Source organism: Shinella sumterensis (assembly GCF_004514425.2).
In the GTDB taxonomy this organism is placed as follows: domain Bacteria; phylum Pseudomonadota; class Alphaproteobacteria; order Rhizobiales; family Rhizobiaceae; genus Shinella; species Shinella sumterensis.
On the sequence record NZ_MYFN02000004.1, the window covers coordinates 79,544 to 95,108 of the forward strand.

Here is a 15,565-nt window from a genome sequence, read left to right on the forward strand (position 1 = left end):
TTTCTCCATCACAACTGACACATCCCTGTCAGTTGGCTTCCGTTATAGCACGGACCAAGCGCTTGAAACAAAAGGCAGCATAGGGCCGCCGCGCGGAAAACGGCAACGGACAACTGACATGACCTACAGCGAAAACCTCTGGCTCTTCTTCCTGCTCGTGTCGGGCATCATCATCGTGCCGGGCACGGACATGGTCTTCGTCATGGCGAGCTCCCTCTCAGGCGGGCGCAAGGCCGGGCTGTCGGCCACCTTCGGCATCATGGCGGGCGGGCTGGTGCACACGCTCTATGCCGCACTCGGCGTCGGCGTGCTGCTGCATTTCGCGCCGCAGCTCTTCAATATCCTGCTGGTCGCCGGCGCGCTCTATGTCGCCTGGATCGGCTGGCAGCTGTTTCGAAGCGCCATCGTCATCGATTCCGTCGATGGCATCGACCGGCGCGGTCTCGTCACCCGCTTCCGCCAGGGCGCGCTGACGAGCCTGATGAACCCGAAAGCCTATCTCTTCATGCTCGCCGTCTTCCCGCAGTTCCTGCGCCCGGAATTCGGCCCCGTCTGGCGGCAGGCGACCGTCATGCTGCTGGTCATCTGGGTAACGCAGCTTGCGGTCTATGGCGGGCTGGCGCTGGCGGCGGCCCGCAGCCGCGATGCGCTGACCGGCAACCCGGCGGTCACGCGCTTCATCGGCCGGGCGGCGGGCGTGCTCCTGGTCGTCATTGCCGTCGTTACCCTGTGGCGGGGATGGGGCAGCGTCTGATCCAAAAGGATTTCGGCCGTCAAAAAGATTTTACTTTCATGCGGTTCGCAAAATGCCATCATGCCGGCGCTAGCGTAAACCGGCGGCGTGGAATCAACCCGCCGCCAAGGATCGGGAGAACGCGATGAAGTTGAGGATTTTGGCGACAGCGGCCGCGCTCGCAATCATCGGCGCGAGCGCCGTGGTGGCGGCGGACGAGCCGCAGGTCGTGCGCGCGCAGATGATGAAGAAGGTCGGCGGCGCCATGGGCGCGCTGTCGGGCATCGCCAAGGGCGAGAAGCCCTATGACGCCGATGTCGTGAAGACATCGCTCACCACGATGAGCGAAGTCGCCAAGGCGTTCCCGGAGCAGTTCCCGGCGGGCTCCGAAACGGGCCACGACACGGAAGCGAGCCCGAAGATCTGGGAGCAGACGGACGACTTCAAGGCGAAGGCCGCCAAGTTCGGATCGGATGTCGATGCGGTGCTGGCGAACCTGCCCGCGGACCAGGCGGGCGTCGGTGCGGCGCTGGGCACGATCGGCCCCAATTGCGGTGGCTGTCATGAGGTCTACCGCGTCAAGAAGTAGGCGGTAGACCCGACAATCCCCTGGAAGACACGACACTGTCCCGGCGCCGGCCGCCGGGGCGGTGTGTCATGGTGTGGGGTCGCGGGGCGACATGTCCGCAACCGGCGAGAGGAAACGGCGCATGGGTTTCAAGAAAATCATCGGCGGCATCGTCGTGCTGGGCGCGATCGGCGCGGGCGCTTTCCTGTTCATCACCGCCCCGCAGCGCCTGCCGGCCGAAACCTGGGCCGCTGCCGGCGCGCCGGACCTTGCCAATGGCGAGCGCATCTTCCATGCCGGCGGCTGCGTGAGCTGTCATGCGGCGCCGGGCGCGGCCGACGACCAGAAGCTGGTTCTCGCCGGCGGCATGGCGCTGAAGAGCCCCTTCGGCACCTTCCACGCCCCCAATATCTCGCCCGACGAGACGGCCGGCATCGGCGCCTGGACGCTCGCCGAATTCGGCGACGCCATGAAGCGCGGCACGGGTCGCAACGGCGAGCATCTCTACCCGTCCTTTCCCTATGCCTCCTATTCGCGCATGACCGTGAAGGACATCAACGATCTCTATGGATACCTGAAGACGCTGCCCAAGAGCGGCAATGTCGCTCCCGGCCATGAGCTGCCGTTCCCGTTCAATATCCGGCTCGCGCTCGGCGGCTGGAAGTTCCTCTATCTCAACGAGGCGCCGCGCGTGGACCTCGCCAATGCCGACGAAACGGTGAAACACGGGCAATATCTCGTGGAAGGCCCCGGTCATTGCGGCGAATGCCACACGCCGCGCGATGTGCTGGGCGGCCTGAAGACCGACCAGTGGCTCGCCGGCGGACCGAATCCGGAAGGCGAGGGGCGCATCCCCGACATCACCCCGGCCGAGGGCGGCTTCGGCAGCTGGAGCGCCGGCGATATCGCCAACTACCTCGAAACCGGCTTCACGCCCGATTTCGACAGCGTCGGCGGCTCGATGGTCTCGGTGCAGAAGAACATGGCGCAGCTGCCCAAGGAAGACCGCGACGCCATCGCGGCCTATCTCAAGGCGATCCCGGCGCGATAGGGGATGTCGTCGAACCGGGCCGCCGCCGGCAAAAGCGGCGGCCGGCCGGCACCTAATACATGCTCTGCCGGTAGTCCTCCTCCAGGCCCTCATCCATCTTCCGCATCTCGTCCTTGTCGTCGGGCGCGCCTGTCGTGTCGTCCAGGATCATCTTGATGAGCGAGGGCATCGCGGCGCGGTCCTGGAAATGCTCCGCGCTCCACAAGCGGGAACGGCGGAAAGCCTTGGCGCAGTGCAGGAAGACCTCGCTGACGCTGACGACGATGGCAAGCTTCGGCGCCCGGCCCGCCACGGCCATGCTTTCAAGGAGGGCGGGATCGCGCGTGAGGGTCGCCTGTCCGTTGACGCGCAATGTGTCCTCGAAACCGGGAATGATGAACAGCAATCCGACGGTCGGATTGGCGATTATGTTGCTCAGCGTATCCAGCCGGTTGTTGCCGGGCCGATCCGGGATCGCCAGGGTGCGCTCATCCAGGATTGTCACGAAGCCCGGCGGGTCGCCGCGCGGGCTGACATCGGCTTTCCCATCCGCGCCTTGCGAGCCGATGCACAGGAACGGCGAGCGCCGGATGAAGTCCTGTGCATGTTTCCCCAATGAATTCCGGCACTTCTGCATGGCAAGACCGTGCGTCGGCGCAAACAGGCTCCGCAATGAGTGTTCGTCCGCGATGATGAAATCCGGATTGAGCTGCACCTCCGTCATGATCTGCCTCCCAGGCTGTTTTCGGTATGATTTTCCCTCAGAACACACACCGCATAGTCAACGCCCGTCTCCTCGGCGTTAAAATGATGTACGTACATCAAAACGATTACATCAATATCCTGAAGAGATCAATGCGGTTTGTCTTATCTGGAAGGCCGGGTTGAGGCAGGATGGTTGCCGGTATGATCGTCGAGCAGACCGACACGGCGGAGCGCGAGCGTCGCGTCGCAGATGTCGGCCACCGGCTTGCCGGCCGCTACGACGCGCCCGGCCGGAGCCGACAGGTCGGGTGCGTCGTTGTTCTCCGGATCGTGCCGCCGGACAGGACCAGCATGCCGAGGCGGGCGGGGCCGGCATCCTCCGCCTTGCCCGACAAGTGGACGGAAACGCCGCCAGGCGAGGTGACGTCGCGGCCGCCGGGCGTCAGCACGGTGGCCCGTCGTCTGGTCATCCTCGGCTCGGGCCGGACATCAGCCGAGCGCCTGCACATAGCGCATGCCGGTGACCGGGCCGGCGCGGAAGTTCATCTGCTCGTAGAAGCGGTGGGCGCCGAAATTGCCAGTCGCTGCGCTGACGGAGAGGTAGCCGCAGCCGGCGACGCGGGCATGGTCGCGGGCGCGTGACACGAGGTGGCGGCCGATGCCCTGTCCGCGGTGGTCCCGGCGCACGAAGATCTGGTGCAGTTCCATGCCGCGCATGCCGTCGCCGGCGCGGTACATCGGCACGAGCAGGGCGTAGCCGATCAGGCGTCCGCCGGCTTCGGCGACAAGCGCGGTGATCCAGGGGTGCACGCCGAAGAGGTCGCGGTCGAGATCGGCGGCGGAAATCTTCGCGGTGTCGCCATGGCATTCGGCATGCAGCGCGATCATGTCGAGGATCTGCTGCAGATCGCCCTGCCGGGCGGCGCGGATGTTCAGCATCGCCGGGCGTTCGGCGGCATGCGGTTCGAGCTTGATGACGGTGTTTTGCATTTCGGGCTCCTCGGGTTTCGTGCCATCAGGAGCGTTAAAACAACAAAGCCGCCTGATGGCGGCTTGTTGACATGATCAGACAGCCGCTCCTTATCGGAACAGCCAAAAATACGTCGCGGCGATGTGCGTGCTCTTGATCATGGACGCGATATTCTCGAATTCGCGCCGTTTGTCAATTGCCTTTCTCACCGCGACGTAGGATCGAAGCGGAGGCTGGTCAGGCCTCCGCTTCCTGCGGGCCGGCGGCGGCTTGCCCTTCCGTTTCGCCGGCCTGTGCCGTTTCGTCGACGCCGAGGCGTTCCTTGATGGCCTGGCGGATCTGCTCGTTGATTGCCGATCGCTCTTCCGGCGGCAGCTGGGCGAGGCTGTCCTCGGTGAGGCCCATCTCCTCGAGCAGTTCCTTGCGCAGGCGCTCGATCGCCGTCATCTTCGAAAGATCGAGGAATTCCGCCAGCACTTTCTGGCTTTCCTCGTGCATCTTGTCCAGCTTGGACGCGTTCAGCCAAAGGGCGTTGGCAAGGCCGGATGGCATGGAGGAGGCGGACGTTTCGACGGTCGGGATGTTGCGTGCGCCATTGCCGTCGCCGCCGCTGAGGCCGGCCGGAATGCCGGCGTCGCCGGAGGGCGCGCGCTGCTGGCGGGCGAGTGCATAGGCGGAAAGCGAATTGCCGTCGATCTTCATGAAAAGGGCTCCCTGAAAAATGTTCCGGGAGCATGGTTAGGCGGCGCAGCTTTTGCGAGGCTTTCGGTCAGGCGCTCGCGTCGCGATGGCCGCCGGTCAAGTGGACGACATGGTCGTCGGGCGCGATGACGCTCTTGCGATGGGTGACGGCGAGGATCGTCACCTCGCCGGCGAGGCTGCGCACATGGCGCATGATTTCCGCCTCCGTCGTCTCGTCCAGCGCCGAGCTCGCCTCGTCGAGGAAGAGGAACTGCGGATCGGCATAGAGCGCGCGGGCAATCGCGATGCGCTGGCGCTCCCCGCCCGAAAGCTTCATGCCGCGCTCGCCCACCACCGTCTCGAAGCCGTCGGGCAGGCCTTCGACGAAGGGCAGGATCGCCGCCTTCTCCACCGCGCGCCGCAGCTTCGCCTGGTCCAGCGGCCGCCCGAGCACGATGTTGGTGGCAAGCGTGTCGTTGAGCAGCGTCGGCTCCTGCGGCACGATGCCGATCGCTGCATACCAGTCGCGCTGCGACACGCTGGCGAGATCGCGCCCGTCGACGCTGATCCGTCCCGATGTCGGGGAGAGCGACTTCAGCGCCAGCCGCAGCAGCGTCGATTTGCCGGAGCCGGTCTCCCCGACGAGATAGGTGATCCGGCCGCGTTCGGCCGCAAAGCTCACGTCCGCCACGCCGCGGCCGTTGTCATGGGAAAACGAGACGGCTTCGAAGGCGAGGCGGCCATCCCCGGCGAAAAATCCGCCCGGCGTTGCGACATCCGTCTCTTCCGGTGCTGCCCAGATGCGGGCGAGCGGCAGGAGGGAGGCGCGCGCCCGCACGAGATCGTCGATCGCGTGGCCGATCATCTCGAAGGGCTGGTTGAGCTGGAGCAGCAGCGTGTTGAACAGCACGAGATCGCCGACCGTGAGCTCCCCCGCCTGGTAGCGCGGCAGAAGCAGCACGAAGGTGATGAGGAACTGCGCGGCAAGCCCCGCGCCCATCAGCGAGGAATAGCCGATGCGCCGGCGGCAGAAGGTCGCCCAGTTGTCGCGCTCCTCGCGCGCCTTGCCGGAAAAGCGCGCCTGCATCCAGTCCTGGCTGCCGAAATGGCGCAGCGTCTCCATCGCCGTCATGGCGTTGCCGATGAACTTGGCATTCTCCTGGCCGGCTGCGATGGCCGCGTCGAGATAGCTGCGCGTGCGGTGGTTGGCGATGGCGGTCAGGGTGATGAACACGACGCCATAGGCGATGACGACGAGCACGACCTCCATGTTGATCGCCGCGCCGAGCATGGCGAGCGAAAGCACGATCTGGGTCGTGCCGGGAACGAAGACGATGAGGGCGAGCTGCACCAGCGTCATCATCGCGCTTTCGCCACGCCGGCCTGCACTTTCGATCTCGGCCGGATTGTGCTCGGCGAAGAAGAGCGCGCGTTTGCGAAGCAGCCGTTCGAACAGGCTGGTGCTGGCGATGAAGCTCAGGTTCTGCGCGCTCATGAAGGAGAGGTACTGCACCATGTTCTGGAGTGCGGCGCTCGCACCGATGAGCAGCGCGTAGAGGGCGAAGCCGACGGCCAGCATGGCGGCCATGCGGTCGGCCGTCATGGTGTCGATGAGGCGTGAGAACAAATAGGGCGCGGCGACGGCGGATACCGCCGACAGGAAGACGATGACGCAGACGAGCGCGAGAAGCCCGCGCGAGGCGCGCCAGTAGTTCGCAAGGATGATCCTCACCGGCGCGGCGATCAGCCGCCAGTCGTCGTTCATGGCGAATCTCCCGAGGATTGGGGCCGCATAATGAAAAGGCCGGCGCGGGGAAGCAACCCTGCGCCGGCCTTCCATGGATTGCGGCGGGCGGTTGCGGAGGCCGCCCCGTCGTCCCGCCTTACGGCAGCGTATAGGCGATGACGTAGTCGCCCGGCTTGGTGCCGACGGAGCCGTGGCCACCCGCGACGATCAGCACATATTGCTTCTCGCCGACCGTGTAGGTCATCGGCGTCGCCTGCCCGCCGGCGGGAAGGCGGCCTTCCCACAGCTGGCGGCCCGTCGTCACGTCATAGGCGCGGATATAGTCGTCCACCGCCGCGCCCAGGAAGGCGACGCCGCCCTTGGTGATGATCGGCCCGCCGATGCCGGGCACGCCGACCTTGAAGGGCAGCGGCAGCGGCGTCATGTCGTAGACCGTGCCGTTCTTGTGCTTGTAGGCGATCTTGCCGGTGGCAAGGTCCGCACCCGCGACATAGCCCCATGGCGGCGCCTGGCAGGGAATGCCGAGCGGGCCGAGGAAGGGGCCCATGAACACGCCGTAGGGCGCGCCCTCGTTACGGTTGAGGCCCTGTTCGGAACCCTTTTCGTCCTGCCCCTTCGGCGGGATCTGGTCACGCGGCACGAGGCGCGAGGTGAAGGCGAGGTAGGTCGGCATGCCGAACATCACCTGCCGTTCCGGGTCCACCGCGACCGAACCCCAGTTGAACGTGCCGAAATTGCCGGGATAGACGAGCGTGCCCTGCAGGGACGGCGGCGTGTAGCGGCCTTCATATTTGAGCGACAGGAAGTCGATGCGGCACTTCAGCTGGTCGAACATGCTGATGCCCCACATGTTCTTCTCCGTCAGCGGCGGCGGTGAGAAGGTGAGGTCGGAGATCGGCTGCGTCGGGGCGGTGAAGTCCTCCGGGATCGCGCCGGTTGGCGCCGGAATTTCCTTGATGCCGATGATCGGGTCGCCGTTGCGGCGGTCCAGCACGTAGATGTCGCCCTGCTTGGTGGGGCCGACAAGCGCCGGAATGGTCGCGCCGTCCTTGGTGATGTCGATCAGCGCGGGCTGTGCCGGCACGTCCATGTCCCAGAGGTCGTGATGCACGGTCTGGCGCACCCAGCGCACGGCACCCGTCTTGATGTCGAGTGCGACGATGGAGGACGAGTATTTCTCGACATGCTCGCTGCGGCCCATGCCGAGCTGGTCGGGCACGCGGTTGCCGAGCGGGATATAGACGAGGCCGAGCGCATCGTCATAGCTGAAGACGGACCAGGAGTTCGGCGAGTTGACCGTATAGACCTGACCCTCCGGCAGCGGCGTGGTGACATCCGGATTGCCCGAATCCCAGTTCCAGATCAGCGCGCCGGTCTTCACGTCGAAGGCGCGGATGACGCCCGATTGCGAATGGATGGAGTAGTTGTCGTTGACCGCACCGCCGATGATGATCTTCTCGTCGGTGATGACGGGCGGCGATGTGGAGTAGTAGTAGCCGGCCGGATTGTACGGCATGCCCTGTTCCAGGCGCAGCACGCCGTTGTCGGCAAAGCTGGTGCAGACGTCACCGGTCTCAGCGTCGAGCGCGATCAGCCGGGCGTCCGAGGTCGGCAGGTAGACGCGCGTGGCGCAGGTCGTGCCCGCCGTCGCGGCCGGATCGGCATAATAGGTCACGCCGCGGCAGGTCTGGTGCTGGCGGTCCGGGTTCATGCCGGAGTTGGAATCGTATTTCCACTTTTCCTTGCCGGTCGCCGCGTCGACCGCGATGGCCCAGTTGTGCGGCGTGCACATGTAGAGCGTGTCGCCGATCTTGAGCGGCGTCACCTGGTAGGTCGTCTCGCCGACATCGTCGGGCAGCTTCACGTCGCCCGTCTGGTACTGCCAGGCCACCTTCAGCGTGTTGACGTTTTCCGTGTTGATCTGGTCGAGCGGCGAGTAGCGCTGGCCGAACGGCGTGCGCCCATATTGATGCCATTCGCCGGCCGGCACGTTGCCGCCGAGCGCCGGCGTGGCGTTGACCACGTTCGTCGGCAGTTCGCCCGCAAGATCGTGCGGGTCCTGCGTCATGGAGTAGCCGGCCACCGCGATGGCCACGATGGACGCCACGGCCAGCGGCAGGGCGGATGCCGGGTAGCGAATGCCGGTTGGGCTTGCGATGCCGAGCGGCCGGCGGATGGCCGGCAGCATCAGCCACAGGCCGAGAAGCACGATGATGCCGCCACGCGGACCGAGCTGCCACCAGTCGAAGCCGACCTCCCACACCGCCCAGCCGAGCGAGCCGAGAATGACGAGGGCATAGAGCCACAGCGCAGCGCTCGAACGGCGCAGGAGGAGATAGGCGGTGACGAGGAAGGCGAGGCCGGTGATGAGGTAATAGGGGCTGCCGCCAAGCGACAGCAGCCACCCGCCTCCGCCCGTCAGCACCACTCCGATGATGGCAAAGAGGACGGCAGTCAACGTGAGCAACATGGGAAACTCCATTTGTGATGGCGGCCGGAAGAGGGCCGACATGACGTCCGGCTCCGCAGAGCGGACGCTTCAGGAATTAGGGCGAAAAGGTGGCTCTTCAATGCCCCGGGTCATACGTTATTGCACGGCTGGGCTACCATGACTGCATGTCGGCTGCGGCGCAAGGGCGTCTTAGGTGCCGCAGAACGTCGCCGCGATCTCCTCGCCCGGTTCGGGCGGCAGGGCATAGGCGGCAAAGCGCGGCTGGTCCTCGTAGGGCCGGGCGAGCACGTCGTTCAGCGCCGCAAAGAGTGAGAAATCGCCGTCGTCTATGGCCGCGTTGAGTGCTTCCTCGACCTTGTGGTTGCGCGGGATGAAGGCCGGGTTGACGCGCCGCATCGCCCCGGCGCGCGCCGCAGGCGCGGTCGCCTCCTGCGAAAGCCGCGCCCGCCAGGCGGAAAGCCATGGGGTAAGCGCCGCCGGGTCCTCCAGAAGCGCGCCGAGGGCGGGATCGGCGGCATCGTCCTGTGCGCAGTCGACAAGCCGGCGAAACGCCAGCGTATAGTCCGCCTTCTGCTCGTAGAGCGTGACGAGAAGCTCGCGGATCAGCTCCTGGTCCTCTTCGCGCGCGTCGTCGCCAAGGCCGATCTTGGCGCGGATGGTGCGCGTCCAGTGCGCCTGGAACCGTTCCATGAACCGGCTGACGGCCGCGTTGGCGGCTTCCACGGCCTTGTCCTGGTCGTCATCCAGGATCGCCAGCATGGCCTCGGCGAGCCGCGCGATGTTCCACTGGCCGATGCCGGGCTGGTTGCCGAAGGCATAGCGGCCGTTGCGGTCGATGGAGGAATAGACGGTGCGCGGGTCGTAACGGTCCATGAAGGCGCAGGGCCCGAAGTCGATCGTCTCGCCCGAGATCGTCATGTTGTCGGTGTTCATCACGCCGTGGATGAAGCCGACGCCAAGCCATTTCGCAATCAGCGACGCCTGCCGGTCGGCGACCGCGTCGAGCAGCGCGAGATAGGGCTTTTCCGCGCCCTTGAGCTCGGGATAGTGCCTGTCGATGACATGGTCGGCGAGCACGCCCACATTCTCCGTGTCGCCGCGCGCGGCGAAGAACTGGAAGGTGCCGACGCGGATATGGCTGCCGGCCACGCGCGTGAAGACGGCGCCGGGCAGGGCGCGGTCGCGATAGACCGGCTGGCCGGTCGCGACGGCGGCGAGCGCCCGCGTCGTCGGGACGCCGAGCGCGTGCATGGCCTCGCTGATGATGTATTCGCGCAGCACCGGGCCGAGCGCCGCCCGCCCGTCGCCGCGCCGCGAATAGGGCGTGGGCCCGGCACCCTTCAGCTGGATGTCGCGCCGCTTGCCGTTGCGGTCGATCACCTCGCCGAGCAGGATGGCGCGCCCGTCGCCGAGCTGCGGCACGAACTGGCCGAACTGGTGCCCGGCATAGGCCATGGCAAGCGGCAGCGAGCCGGGCAGGGCAACGTTGCCGGAGAAGTATCCCGCGCCATGCCGCTCCAGCCTGTCGGCATCGAGCCCGAGTTCCTCGGCGAGCTGCCGGTTGAAGGCAATCAGCATCGGCGCTTCCACCGGCGTGGGGTCGACCGGCGTGAAGAACGCATCCGGCAGGCGCGCATAGCTGTTGTCGAAGGGGATGGCGCCGGTCGCGCCCGCCTGTGCCGTCGTTGCCGTGCTCATGATCCATCCATCCTTTGCCGCTTTCCTTTCAGATAGGGCGTCCGGGCGGCAAACGAAAGGCTTGGGGGCCATATGCCTGACGCGCGGCGGCCCCGGATGGCCTCGGGCCGCCTTTCCTTTCCCGGCCCACGCCCTATCCTCGTCGGAAAGGAGTGTTGCATGAAGAACCTGACCTGCCTGTTGCCCGGCCTGCCGGCCCTTTTCCTGCTGGCCGCCTGTAGCGCGCCATCGGCGCAGACGCCGGCCGGCGAGCGGCCCATGGACGAGGTGCCGCGTCAGACGCGGCTTGCAAACGGCGACCGGCAATATGCGTTCCGCAACGGCTGCGTGATCGTTCTGGAGGCGCGCCGGGCGGTGGTGAAGAGCGAGGGCGATGTCTGCGCGCTCCATCATCGCGACATCGCGCTGCTCTACGCCTCCGGCGACTGATCGCGTCCGGCCTCTTCCGCCAGCCGGCGGTCGATGAAGTCATACATCAGCGTCAGCGCTTCCGTGCGCGGCACGCCGCCGGATTGCAGGCCGTGCCGCAGCCACAGGCCGTCGATCAGGCCGCTGATGAGGAGTGCGGTCCGGCGCGCCGCCTCGGCCGGCATGAGCAGCCGGAGCGCCGACATCAGGTTCGAATGCATGCGGGCATGGATGACCGCCTGGATGCGGGCGAGCTGCGGCTCGCGCGGCACCTCCGCGCAGAGCGCAAGCCAGGCATGGGCGATCTCGGGCTGGTAGAAACGCGGGTCGAAATTGCCGTCCACCACGGCCGCGATGCGCTCGCGCGGCGTCTTTGCCCGGCGCAGCCGCTCGGCCACGGCATCGCGCAGATTGGCATTCGCCTCGCGCATCGCCTGCTCGAAGAGCTCCTGCTTGTTGCGGAAATAGTGCAGCACGATGCCCTTGGAGGCGCCGGCATGGGCGGCGACCTTTTCCAGCGTCGCGCCGGCCATGCCCTCGCGCTGCAGCACCTCGAACGCGGCCTGCCGCAGTTCCCTGCGCCTGATGTCGACCAGTTTCGTGAGCTTTCCCGCCATGTGATTCCCGCTTTTCGTGCGGGAAGATTGACATTTTTTCCGCGAAGTTCAAGAATTGTCCCATTGGTCAATCTTTGATCCAATCGGACAAAGTTCAAAAAAGGGGAACGCCGATGAAACGCGCCATTGCCTGCGCCGCCGCATGCCTCATGACGATCGGGGCCGCCCGGGCGGCCGAACAGGAGAGCTGCCGCAAGGTGCGCCTCGCCGAACCCGGCTGGAACGACCTCGCCTTCACGACCGGTGTCGCGCAGTCCTTGCTGCATGCGCTGGGCTACGAGACGCAGAGCGACCTGCTCGGCATCGACGTCATCTACCTGAGCCTCAAGAACAAGGATCTCGACGTCTTCCTCGGCTACTGGGACCCCGCGATGCGGACCTATTTCGCGCCTTACGAGAAGGACGGCTCCGTCGAGACCGTCACGCAGAACCTGACGGGCGCGAAATACACCTTCGCCGTGCCCGCCTATGTCTGGGATGCCGGCGTGAAGGATTTCGCAGACCTCAAGACCCATGCCGACAAGTTCGAGAAGAAGATGTACGGCATCGAACCGGGCTCCAACCAGCTGATGCTGGACGCCATCGCCGATCCGTCGCTGGGCATCGAAGACTGGGAAGTCGTGGAATCGAGCGAGCAGGGCATGCTGGCCGAGCTTGCCCGCCACATCGACATGAAGGCCTTCTTCGTTTTCCAGGGGTGGGCGCCGCATCCGATGAACACCGCCTACGACATCCGCTACCTCACCGGCGGCGACACGTTCTACGGCCCGGATTTCGGAGCGGCGACCGTCTCCACGCAGGTCCGCAAGGGCTATCTCGCGGAATGCCCCAATGTCGCGCAGCTTCTGAAGAACCTCACCTTCGACATCGACTTCGAAAACCGCGGCATGGGCTACCTGATGAACGACGGCATGGCGCCCGAGGATGCCGGCCGCAAGGCGATCGGCGAGGAGCCGAAACGGCTCGACGCCTGGCTTGCCGGCGTGACGACCGTCGACGGCGAGCCCGGTCTTGCCGCCGTCCGCAAGGCGCTCGGCCTGTGACGAAAGTGGTCGATCAAGCCGGCTGGAACGACCGCAAGCGCGTCACGACGACTGATGGCCGGCGCCTCGCCTATATCGACAGCGGCGAGGGGGAAATGCCCCTGTTCCTGCTGCACGGTTACACCGACAGCAGCCGCAGCTGGTCGCTGATCGAGCCGTATCTCGCCGGGCACCGGCTGGTGATGCCGGACCTGCCGGGGCATGGCCTTTCGACGGCCATGCCGCTGCCGACGCTCGAAGCGTTCGCCGATGATATCGTCCGGCTGGCGGATGTGCTGGGCATCGAGCGCTTCGCGGTCATCGGCCATTCGATGGGGGCCATGACGGCCCTTGTGCTGGCAGCCCGGCACGCCGCACGCGTCACCGCGCTCGCCAGTCTTTGCGGCAGCCTTCAACCGGGTCTGCTCGCGGAAACCACGCTCGGTGCGGAAATCCGTGCGCTTGTCGATCCCATCGATTCGCAAAGCCCGTTCCTGCGCGAGTGGCACCGATGCGCGCAGCCGGTCGATGCGGATTTCATGGCATGGATCGCACGGGAGGCGGCGACCATGCCTGCCGCCGTCTGGCAGGCGCTCTACGCGATGATCGAAGCCACCGATTTGCGGCAAGCGGCAGAGCGGATCGATGCGCCGGTCCTGCTTCTGGCGGGGGATGAGGACGCACTGTTCGACGAACCACACCGGGCCGCGTTGCGGACGGCTTTTCCGCAGGCCGCGACGGAAATCCTCGCCGGCCACAGCCACAATCCCCATTGGGAATCGCCCGCCCTTGTGGCGGCCGCGCTTGCCGGTTTCCTGGCCGCGCAGCCGCTCTGAGGCCTACATCTTACCCGCCACCTTGATGGCGAAGGCATATTCGAAGGCGATCTCCTCCAGCCGCTGGAAGCGGCCCGACGCGCCGCCATGGCCCGCACCCATATTGGTCTTGAGCAGGATCGGTTCCTTGCCGGTCGTCTTCTCGCGCAGCTTCGCCACCCACTTGGTCGGTTCCCAATAGGTGACGCGCGGGTCGGTCAGGCCGGACAGTGCGAGGATCGCGGGATAGGCCTTGGCCTCGACATTGTCATAGGGCGAATAGCTCGCCATCAGCTGGTAGAAATCCTTGCTCTCGATCGGATTGCCCCATTCGGGCCATTCCGGCGGGGTGAGCGGCAGCGTGTCGTCCAGCATGGTGTTGAGCACGTCGACGAAGGGCACGGCGGCGATGATGCCGCCGAACTTCTCCGGTGCCATGTTGGCGATCGCACCCATCAGCATGCCGCCGGCCGATCCGCCCTCGGCGATGATATTCGCGTAGGACGTGAACTTCTCCTGATTCAGATAGTCCGCCGCCGCGATGAAGTCCTTGAAGGTGTTGGTCTTCTTGTCCATCTTGCCGTCTTCGTACCAGGCAAAGCCCTTGTCCTTGCCGCCGCGGATATGGGCGATGGCATAGACGAAGCCGCGATCGACCAGCGACAGGCAATTGGTGTTGAAGGACGCCGGGATGGTGATGCCGTAGGCGCCGTAGCCGTATAGCAGGCAGGGCGCGGAGCCGTCCAGGGCCACATCCTTGCGGTAAAGCAGGGTGACGGGCACGCTCTCGCCGTCCCAGGCGGGCGCGAAGACGCGGCGGGTGACGTAATCGTCCGGGTTATGGCCGGACGGCACTTCCTGCGTCTTGAGCAGCGTGCGCTCGCGCGTCGCCATGTCGTAGTCGAAGAGCTGCGAAGGCGTCGTCATCGAGGAATAGGAGAAACGGATGACGTCGGTATCGTATTCCGCCGCCCCCGACAGGCCGAGCGAATAGGCTTCCTCGGCGAAGGCGATGGCGTGTTCCTCGCCGCTCGCGCGGTCGCGCACCACGATGCGCGGCAGGCCCTCGTGACGCTCCAGCCACACGAGATGACGGGCGAACGCCATGTGGCTGAGGATCAGCGTGCCGGGCCGGTGCGGCACGACCTCGGTCCAGTTCTCGCGGCCCGGCGCCGTCACCGGCGTCTGCATGATCTTGAAGTCCTTGGCGCCGTCGGCATTGGTCAGGATGTAGAAGACGTCGCCGCCCTCGGTCATCGAATATTCCAGCCCCGTCTGGCGCGGGGCGACGACAACGGGCGTCGCCGTGAGGTCCTTGGTGGAGAGCAGGCGGTATTCGCTCGTCTCGTGGTCGTGGATATCGATGTAGATGAAGTCGTCGATCAGCGAGCCGCCGACCGACATGAAGAAGCCCGCATCCTTCTCCTCATAGACCAGCCGGTCGTTCTCCTGCCGTTCGCCGAGGATGTGGTGAAAAATCTTCGACGGGCGGTGGTTCTCGTCGAGCGCGGTATAGAAGAAGCTCCGCGCATCCGGCGCCCAGACACCGCCGCCGCCGGTGTTGGAAAGCGTGTCGGCACGGTCCTCGCCGGTCGCGAGGTCGCGCACCTTCAGCGTGAAATATTCCGATCCCTTGTCGTCGTAGCCCCAGATGCCGATGGAATGGTCGGTGGAATGATCGATGCCGGCGAGGCGGAAATAGTCCTTGCCTTCGGCTTGCCTGTCGCCGTCGAGCAGGATGACGCGTTCGCCGCCGTCGCGCGGCTCGCGGAAGTAGCGCGGCTGCTCGCCGCCGGTGATATAGGCCGTGCCATAGGCATAGGGACCGTCCTTCACGGGCACGGAGCTGTCGTCCTCCTTGATGCGGCCGCGCATCTCGGCAAACAGCGTCTTCTGCAAGGCCTCCGTATCGGCCATCGCCGCCGTCATATAGGCGTTCTCGGCCTCCAGATGCGCGCGGATTTCCGGTTGGAGGATCGAGGGATCCTTGAACATCGCCTGCCAGTTGTCGTCGCGGAACCAGGCATAGTCGTCGGTGCGGGTGATGCCGTGGCGCGTATCCTCCTGCGGCTTCTTGGCAGCGATCGGGGCGGCGGGCAGGTTCTTGAAGACGGACACG

At 65.8% G+C, this 15,565-nt stretch carries 15 protein-coding genes; 6 read left to right on the plus strand and 9 right to left on the minus strand.

Features of this window, described 5'->3' with window-relative positions; genetic code table 11:
- Positions 1-118: 118 nt before the first annotated feature.
- From B5M41_RS09325 to B5M41_RS09335, 3 genes are all read left to right on the plus strand, one after another.
- Complete coding sequence (locus B5M41_RS09325) at positions 119-754, plus strand: LysE family translocator (RefSeq protein ID WP_134647662.1); 636 nt, start codon at positions 119-121, stop codon at positions 752-754.
- 124 nt (positions 755-878) lie between these two features.
- On the plus strand, positions 879-1,322 hold the full coding sequence (locus tag B5M41_RS09330; protein ID WP_134647660.1) for a c-type cytochrome: 444 nt from the start codon (positions 879-881) through the stop codon (positions 1,320-1,322).
- 121 nt (positions 1,323-1,443) lie between these two features.
- The gene (locus B5M41_RS09335) at positions 1,444-2,352 is read left to right on the plus strand and encodes a cytochrome c (protein ID WP_134647658.1); all 909 of its coding nucleotides are present in this window, start codon (positions 1,444-1,446) and stop codon (positions 2,350-2,352) included.
- A gap of 52 nt (positions 2,353-2,404) precedes the next feature.
- Here the strand turns inward: B5M41_RS09335 and B5M41_RS09340 are convergent, their stop codons facing one another.
- From B5M41_RS09340 to B5M41_RS09370, 7 genes are all read right to left on the minus strand, one after another.
- Positions 2,405-3,055 carry a pyridoxamine 5'-phosphate oxidase family protein gene (locus B5M41_RS09340; protein WP_134647656.1) on the minus strand — a complete coding sequence of 217 codons (651 nt, stop codon included), beginning with the start codon at positions 3,053-3,055 and terminating at the stop codon, positions 2,405-2,407.
- A gap of 256 nt (positions 3,056-3,311) precedes the next feature.
- Positions 3,312-3,506 (minus strand): hypothetical protein, encoded by a 195-nt coding sequence (locus B5M41_RS09345; protein WP_134647655.1) that lies wholly within the window; start codon positions 3,504-3,506, stop codon positions 3,312-3,314.
- Positions 3,507-3,525: 19 nt separating this feature from the next.
- Positions 3,526-4,026, minus strand: coding sequence for a GNAT family N-acetyltransferase (locus B5M41_RS09350; protein ID WP_134647654.1), 501 nt, complete (start codon positions 4,024-4,026; stop codon positions 3,526-3,528).
- A gap of 217 nt (positions 4,027-4,243) precedes the next feature.
- Positions 4,244-4,708 (minus strand): hypothetical protein, encoded by a 465-nt coding sequence (locus B5M41_RS09355; protein ID WP_134647653.1) that lies wholly within the window; start codon positions 4,706-4,708, stop codon positions 4,244-4,246.
- A 67-nt stretch (positions 4,709-4,775) separates the two neighbouring features.
- A complete protein-coding gene (locus B5M41_RS09360) occupies positions 4,776-6,452 on the minus strand; it encodes an ABC transporter ATP-binding protein (protein ID WP_134647652.1) in 1,677 nt (558 codons plus the stop codon).
- A 118-nt stretch (positions 6,453-6,570) separates the two neighbouring features.
- A complete protein-coding gene (locus B5M41_RS09365; protein WP_134647651.1) occupies positions 6,571-8,904 on the minus strand; it encodes a glucose/quinate/shikimate family membrane-bound PQQ-dependent dehydrogenase in 2,334 nt (777 codons plus the stop codon).
- A 171-nt stretch (positions 8,905-9,075) separates the two neighbouring features.
- Entirely contained in the window at positions 9,076-10,584 is a 1,509-nt protein-coding gene (locus tag B5M41_RS09370) for a protein adenylyltransferase SelO (RefSeq protein ID WP_134647649.1), read from the minus strand.
- Positions 10,585-10,743: 159 nt separating this feature from the next.
- Here B5M41_RS09370 and B5M41_RS09375 point away from each other — a divergent pair, with 159 nt between their 5' ends.
- On the plus strand, positions 10,744-11,013 hold the full coding sequence (locus B5M41_RS09375; RefSeq protein ID WP_134647647.1) for a hypothetical protein: 270 nt from the start codon (positions 10,744-10,746) through the stop codon (positions 11,011-11,013).
- Here the strand turns inward: B5M41_RS09375 and betI are convergent.
- Positions 10,995-11,609 (minus strand): choline-binding transcriptional repressor BetI, encoded by a 615-nt coding sequence (gene betI / locus B5M41_RS09380; protein ID WP_134647645.1) that lies wholly within the window; start codon positions 11,607-11,609, stop codon positions 10,995-10,997. The two genes, B5M41_RS09375 and betI, sit on opposite strands and share 19 nt — an antisense overlap.
- A 113-nt stretch (positions 11,610-11,722) precedes the next feature.
- Here betI and choX point away from each other — a divergent pair, with 113 nt between their 5' ends.
- A complete protein-coding gene (choX, locus tag B5M41_RS09385) occupies positions 11,723-12,652 on the plus strand; it encodes a choline ABC transporter substrate-binding protein (protein WP_134647643.1) in 930 nt (309 codons plus the stop codon).
- A complete protein-coding gene (locus B5M41_RS09390) occupies positions 12,649-13,467 on the plus strand; it encodes an alpha/beta fold hydrolase (protein WP_134647641.1) in 819 nt (272 codons plus the stop codon). Before choX ends, B5M41_RS09390 begins: the two co-directional genes overlap by 4 nt.
- Positions 13,468-13,470: 3 nt before the next feature.
- On the opposite strand, the gene B5M41_RS09395 is transcribed toward B5M41_RS09390, so the two are convergent.
- Positions 13,471-15,564, minus strand: a complete 2,094-nt coding sequence (locus B5M41_RS09395) for a S9 family peptidase (RefSeq protein ID WP_134647639.1) — start codon at positions 15,562-15,564, stop codon at positions 13,471-13,473.
- Position 15,565: the final 1 nt, after the last annotated feature.

What these genes read in the sequence shown, in the direction of transcription:
- B5M41_RS09355 (WP_134647653.1), bottom strand. Translation starts at nt 4,708, where the DNA reads ATGAAGATCGACGGCAATTCGCTTTCCGCCTATGCACTCGCCCGCCAG.
- B5M41_RS09360 (WP_134647652.1), bottom strand. Translation starts at nt 6,452, where the DNA reads ATGAACGACGACTGGCGGCTGATCGCCGCGCCGGTGAGGATCATCCTT.
- B5M41_RS09345 (WP_134647655.1), bottom strand. Translation starts at nt 3,506, where the DNA reads ATGACCAGACGACGGGCCACCGTGCTGACGCCCGGCGGCCGCGACGTC.
- B5M41_RS09350 (WP_134647654.1), bottom strand. Translation starts at nt 4,026, where the DNA reads ATGCAAAACACCGTCATCAAGCTCGAACCGCATGCCGCCGAACGCCCG.
- B5M41_RS09340 (WP_134647656.1), bottom strand. Translation starts at nt 3,055, where the DNA reads ATGACGGAGGTGCAGCTCAATCCGGATTTCATCATCGCGGACGAACAC.
- choX (WP_134647643.1), top strand. Translation starts at nt 11,723, where the DNA reads ATGAAACGCGCCATTGCCTGCGCCGCCGCATGCCTCATGACGATCGGG.
- betI (WP_134647645.1), bottom strand. Translation starts at nt 11,609, where the DNA reads ATGGCGGGAAAGCTCACGAAACTGGTCGACATCAGGCGCAGGGAACTG.
- B5M41_RS09370 (WP_134647649.1), bottom strand. Translation starts at nt 10,584, where the DNA reads ATGAGCACGGCAACGACGGCACAGGCGGGCGCGACCGGCGCCATCCCC.
- B5M41_RS09365 (WP_134647651.1), bottom strand. Translation starts at nt 8,904, where the DNA reads ATGTTGCTCACGTTGACTGCCGTCCTCTTTGCCATCATCGGAGTGGTG.
- B5M41_RS09335 (WP_134647658.1), top strand. Translation starts at nt 1,444, where the DNA reads ATGGGTTTCAAGAAAATCATCGGCGGCATCGTCGTGCTGGGCGCGATC.
- B5M41_RS09330 (WP_134647660.1), top strand. Translation starts at nt 879, where the DNA reads ATGAAGTTGAGGATTTTGGCGACAGCGGCCGCGCTCGCAATCATCGGC.
- B5M41_RS09325 (WP_134647662.1), top strand. Translation starts at nt 119, where the DNA reads ATGACCTACAGCGAAAACCTCTGGCTCTTCTTCCTGCTCGTGTCGGGC.
- B5M41_RS09375 (WP_134647647.1), top strand. Translation starts at nt 10,744, where the DNA reads ATGAAGAACCTGACCTGCCTGTTGCCCGGCCTGCCGGCCCTTTTCCTG.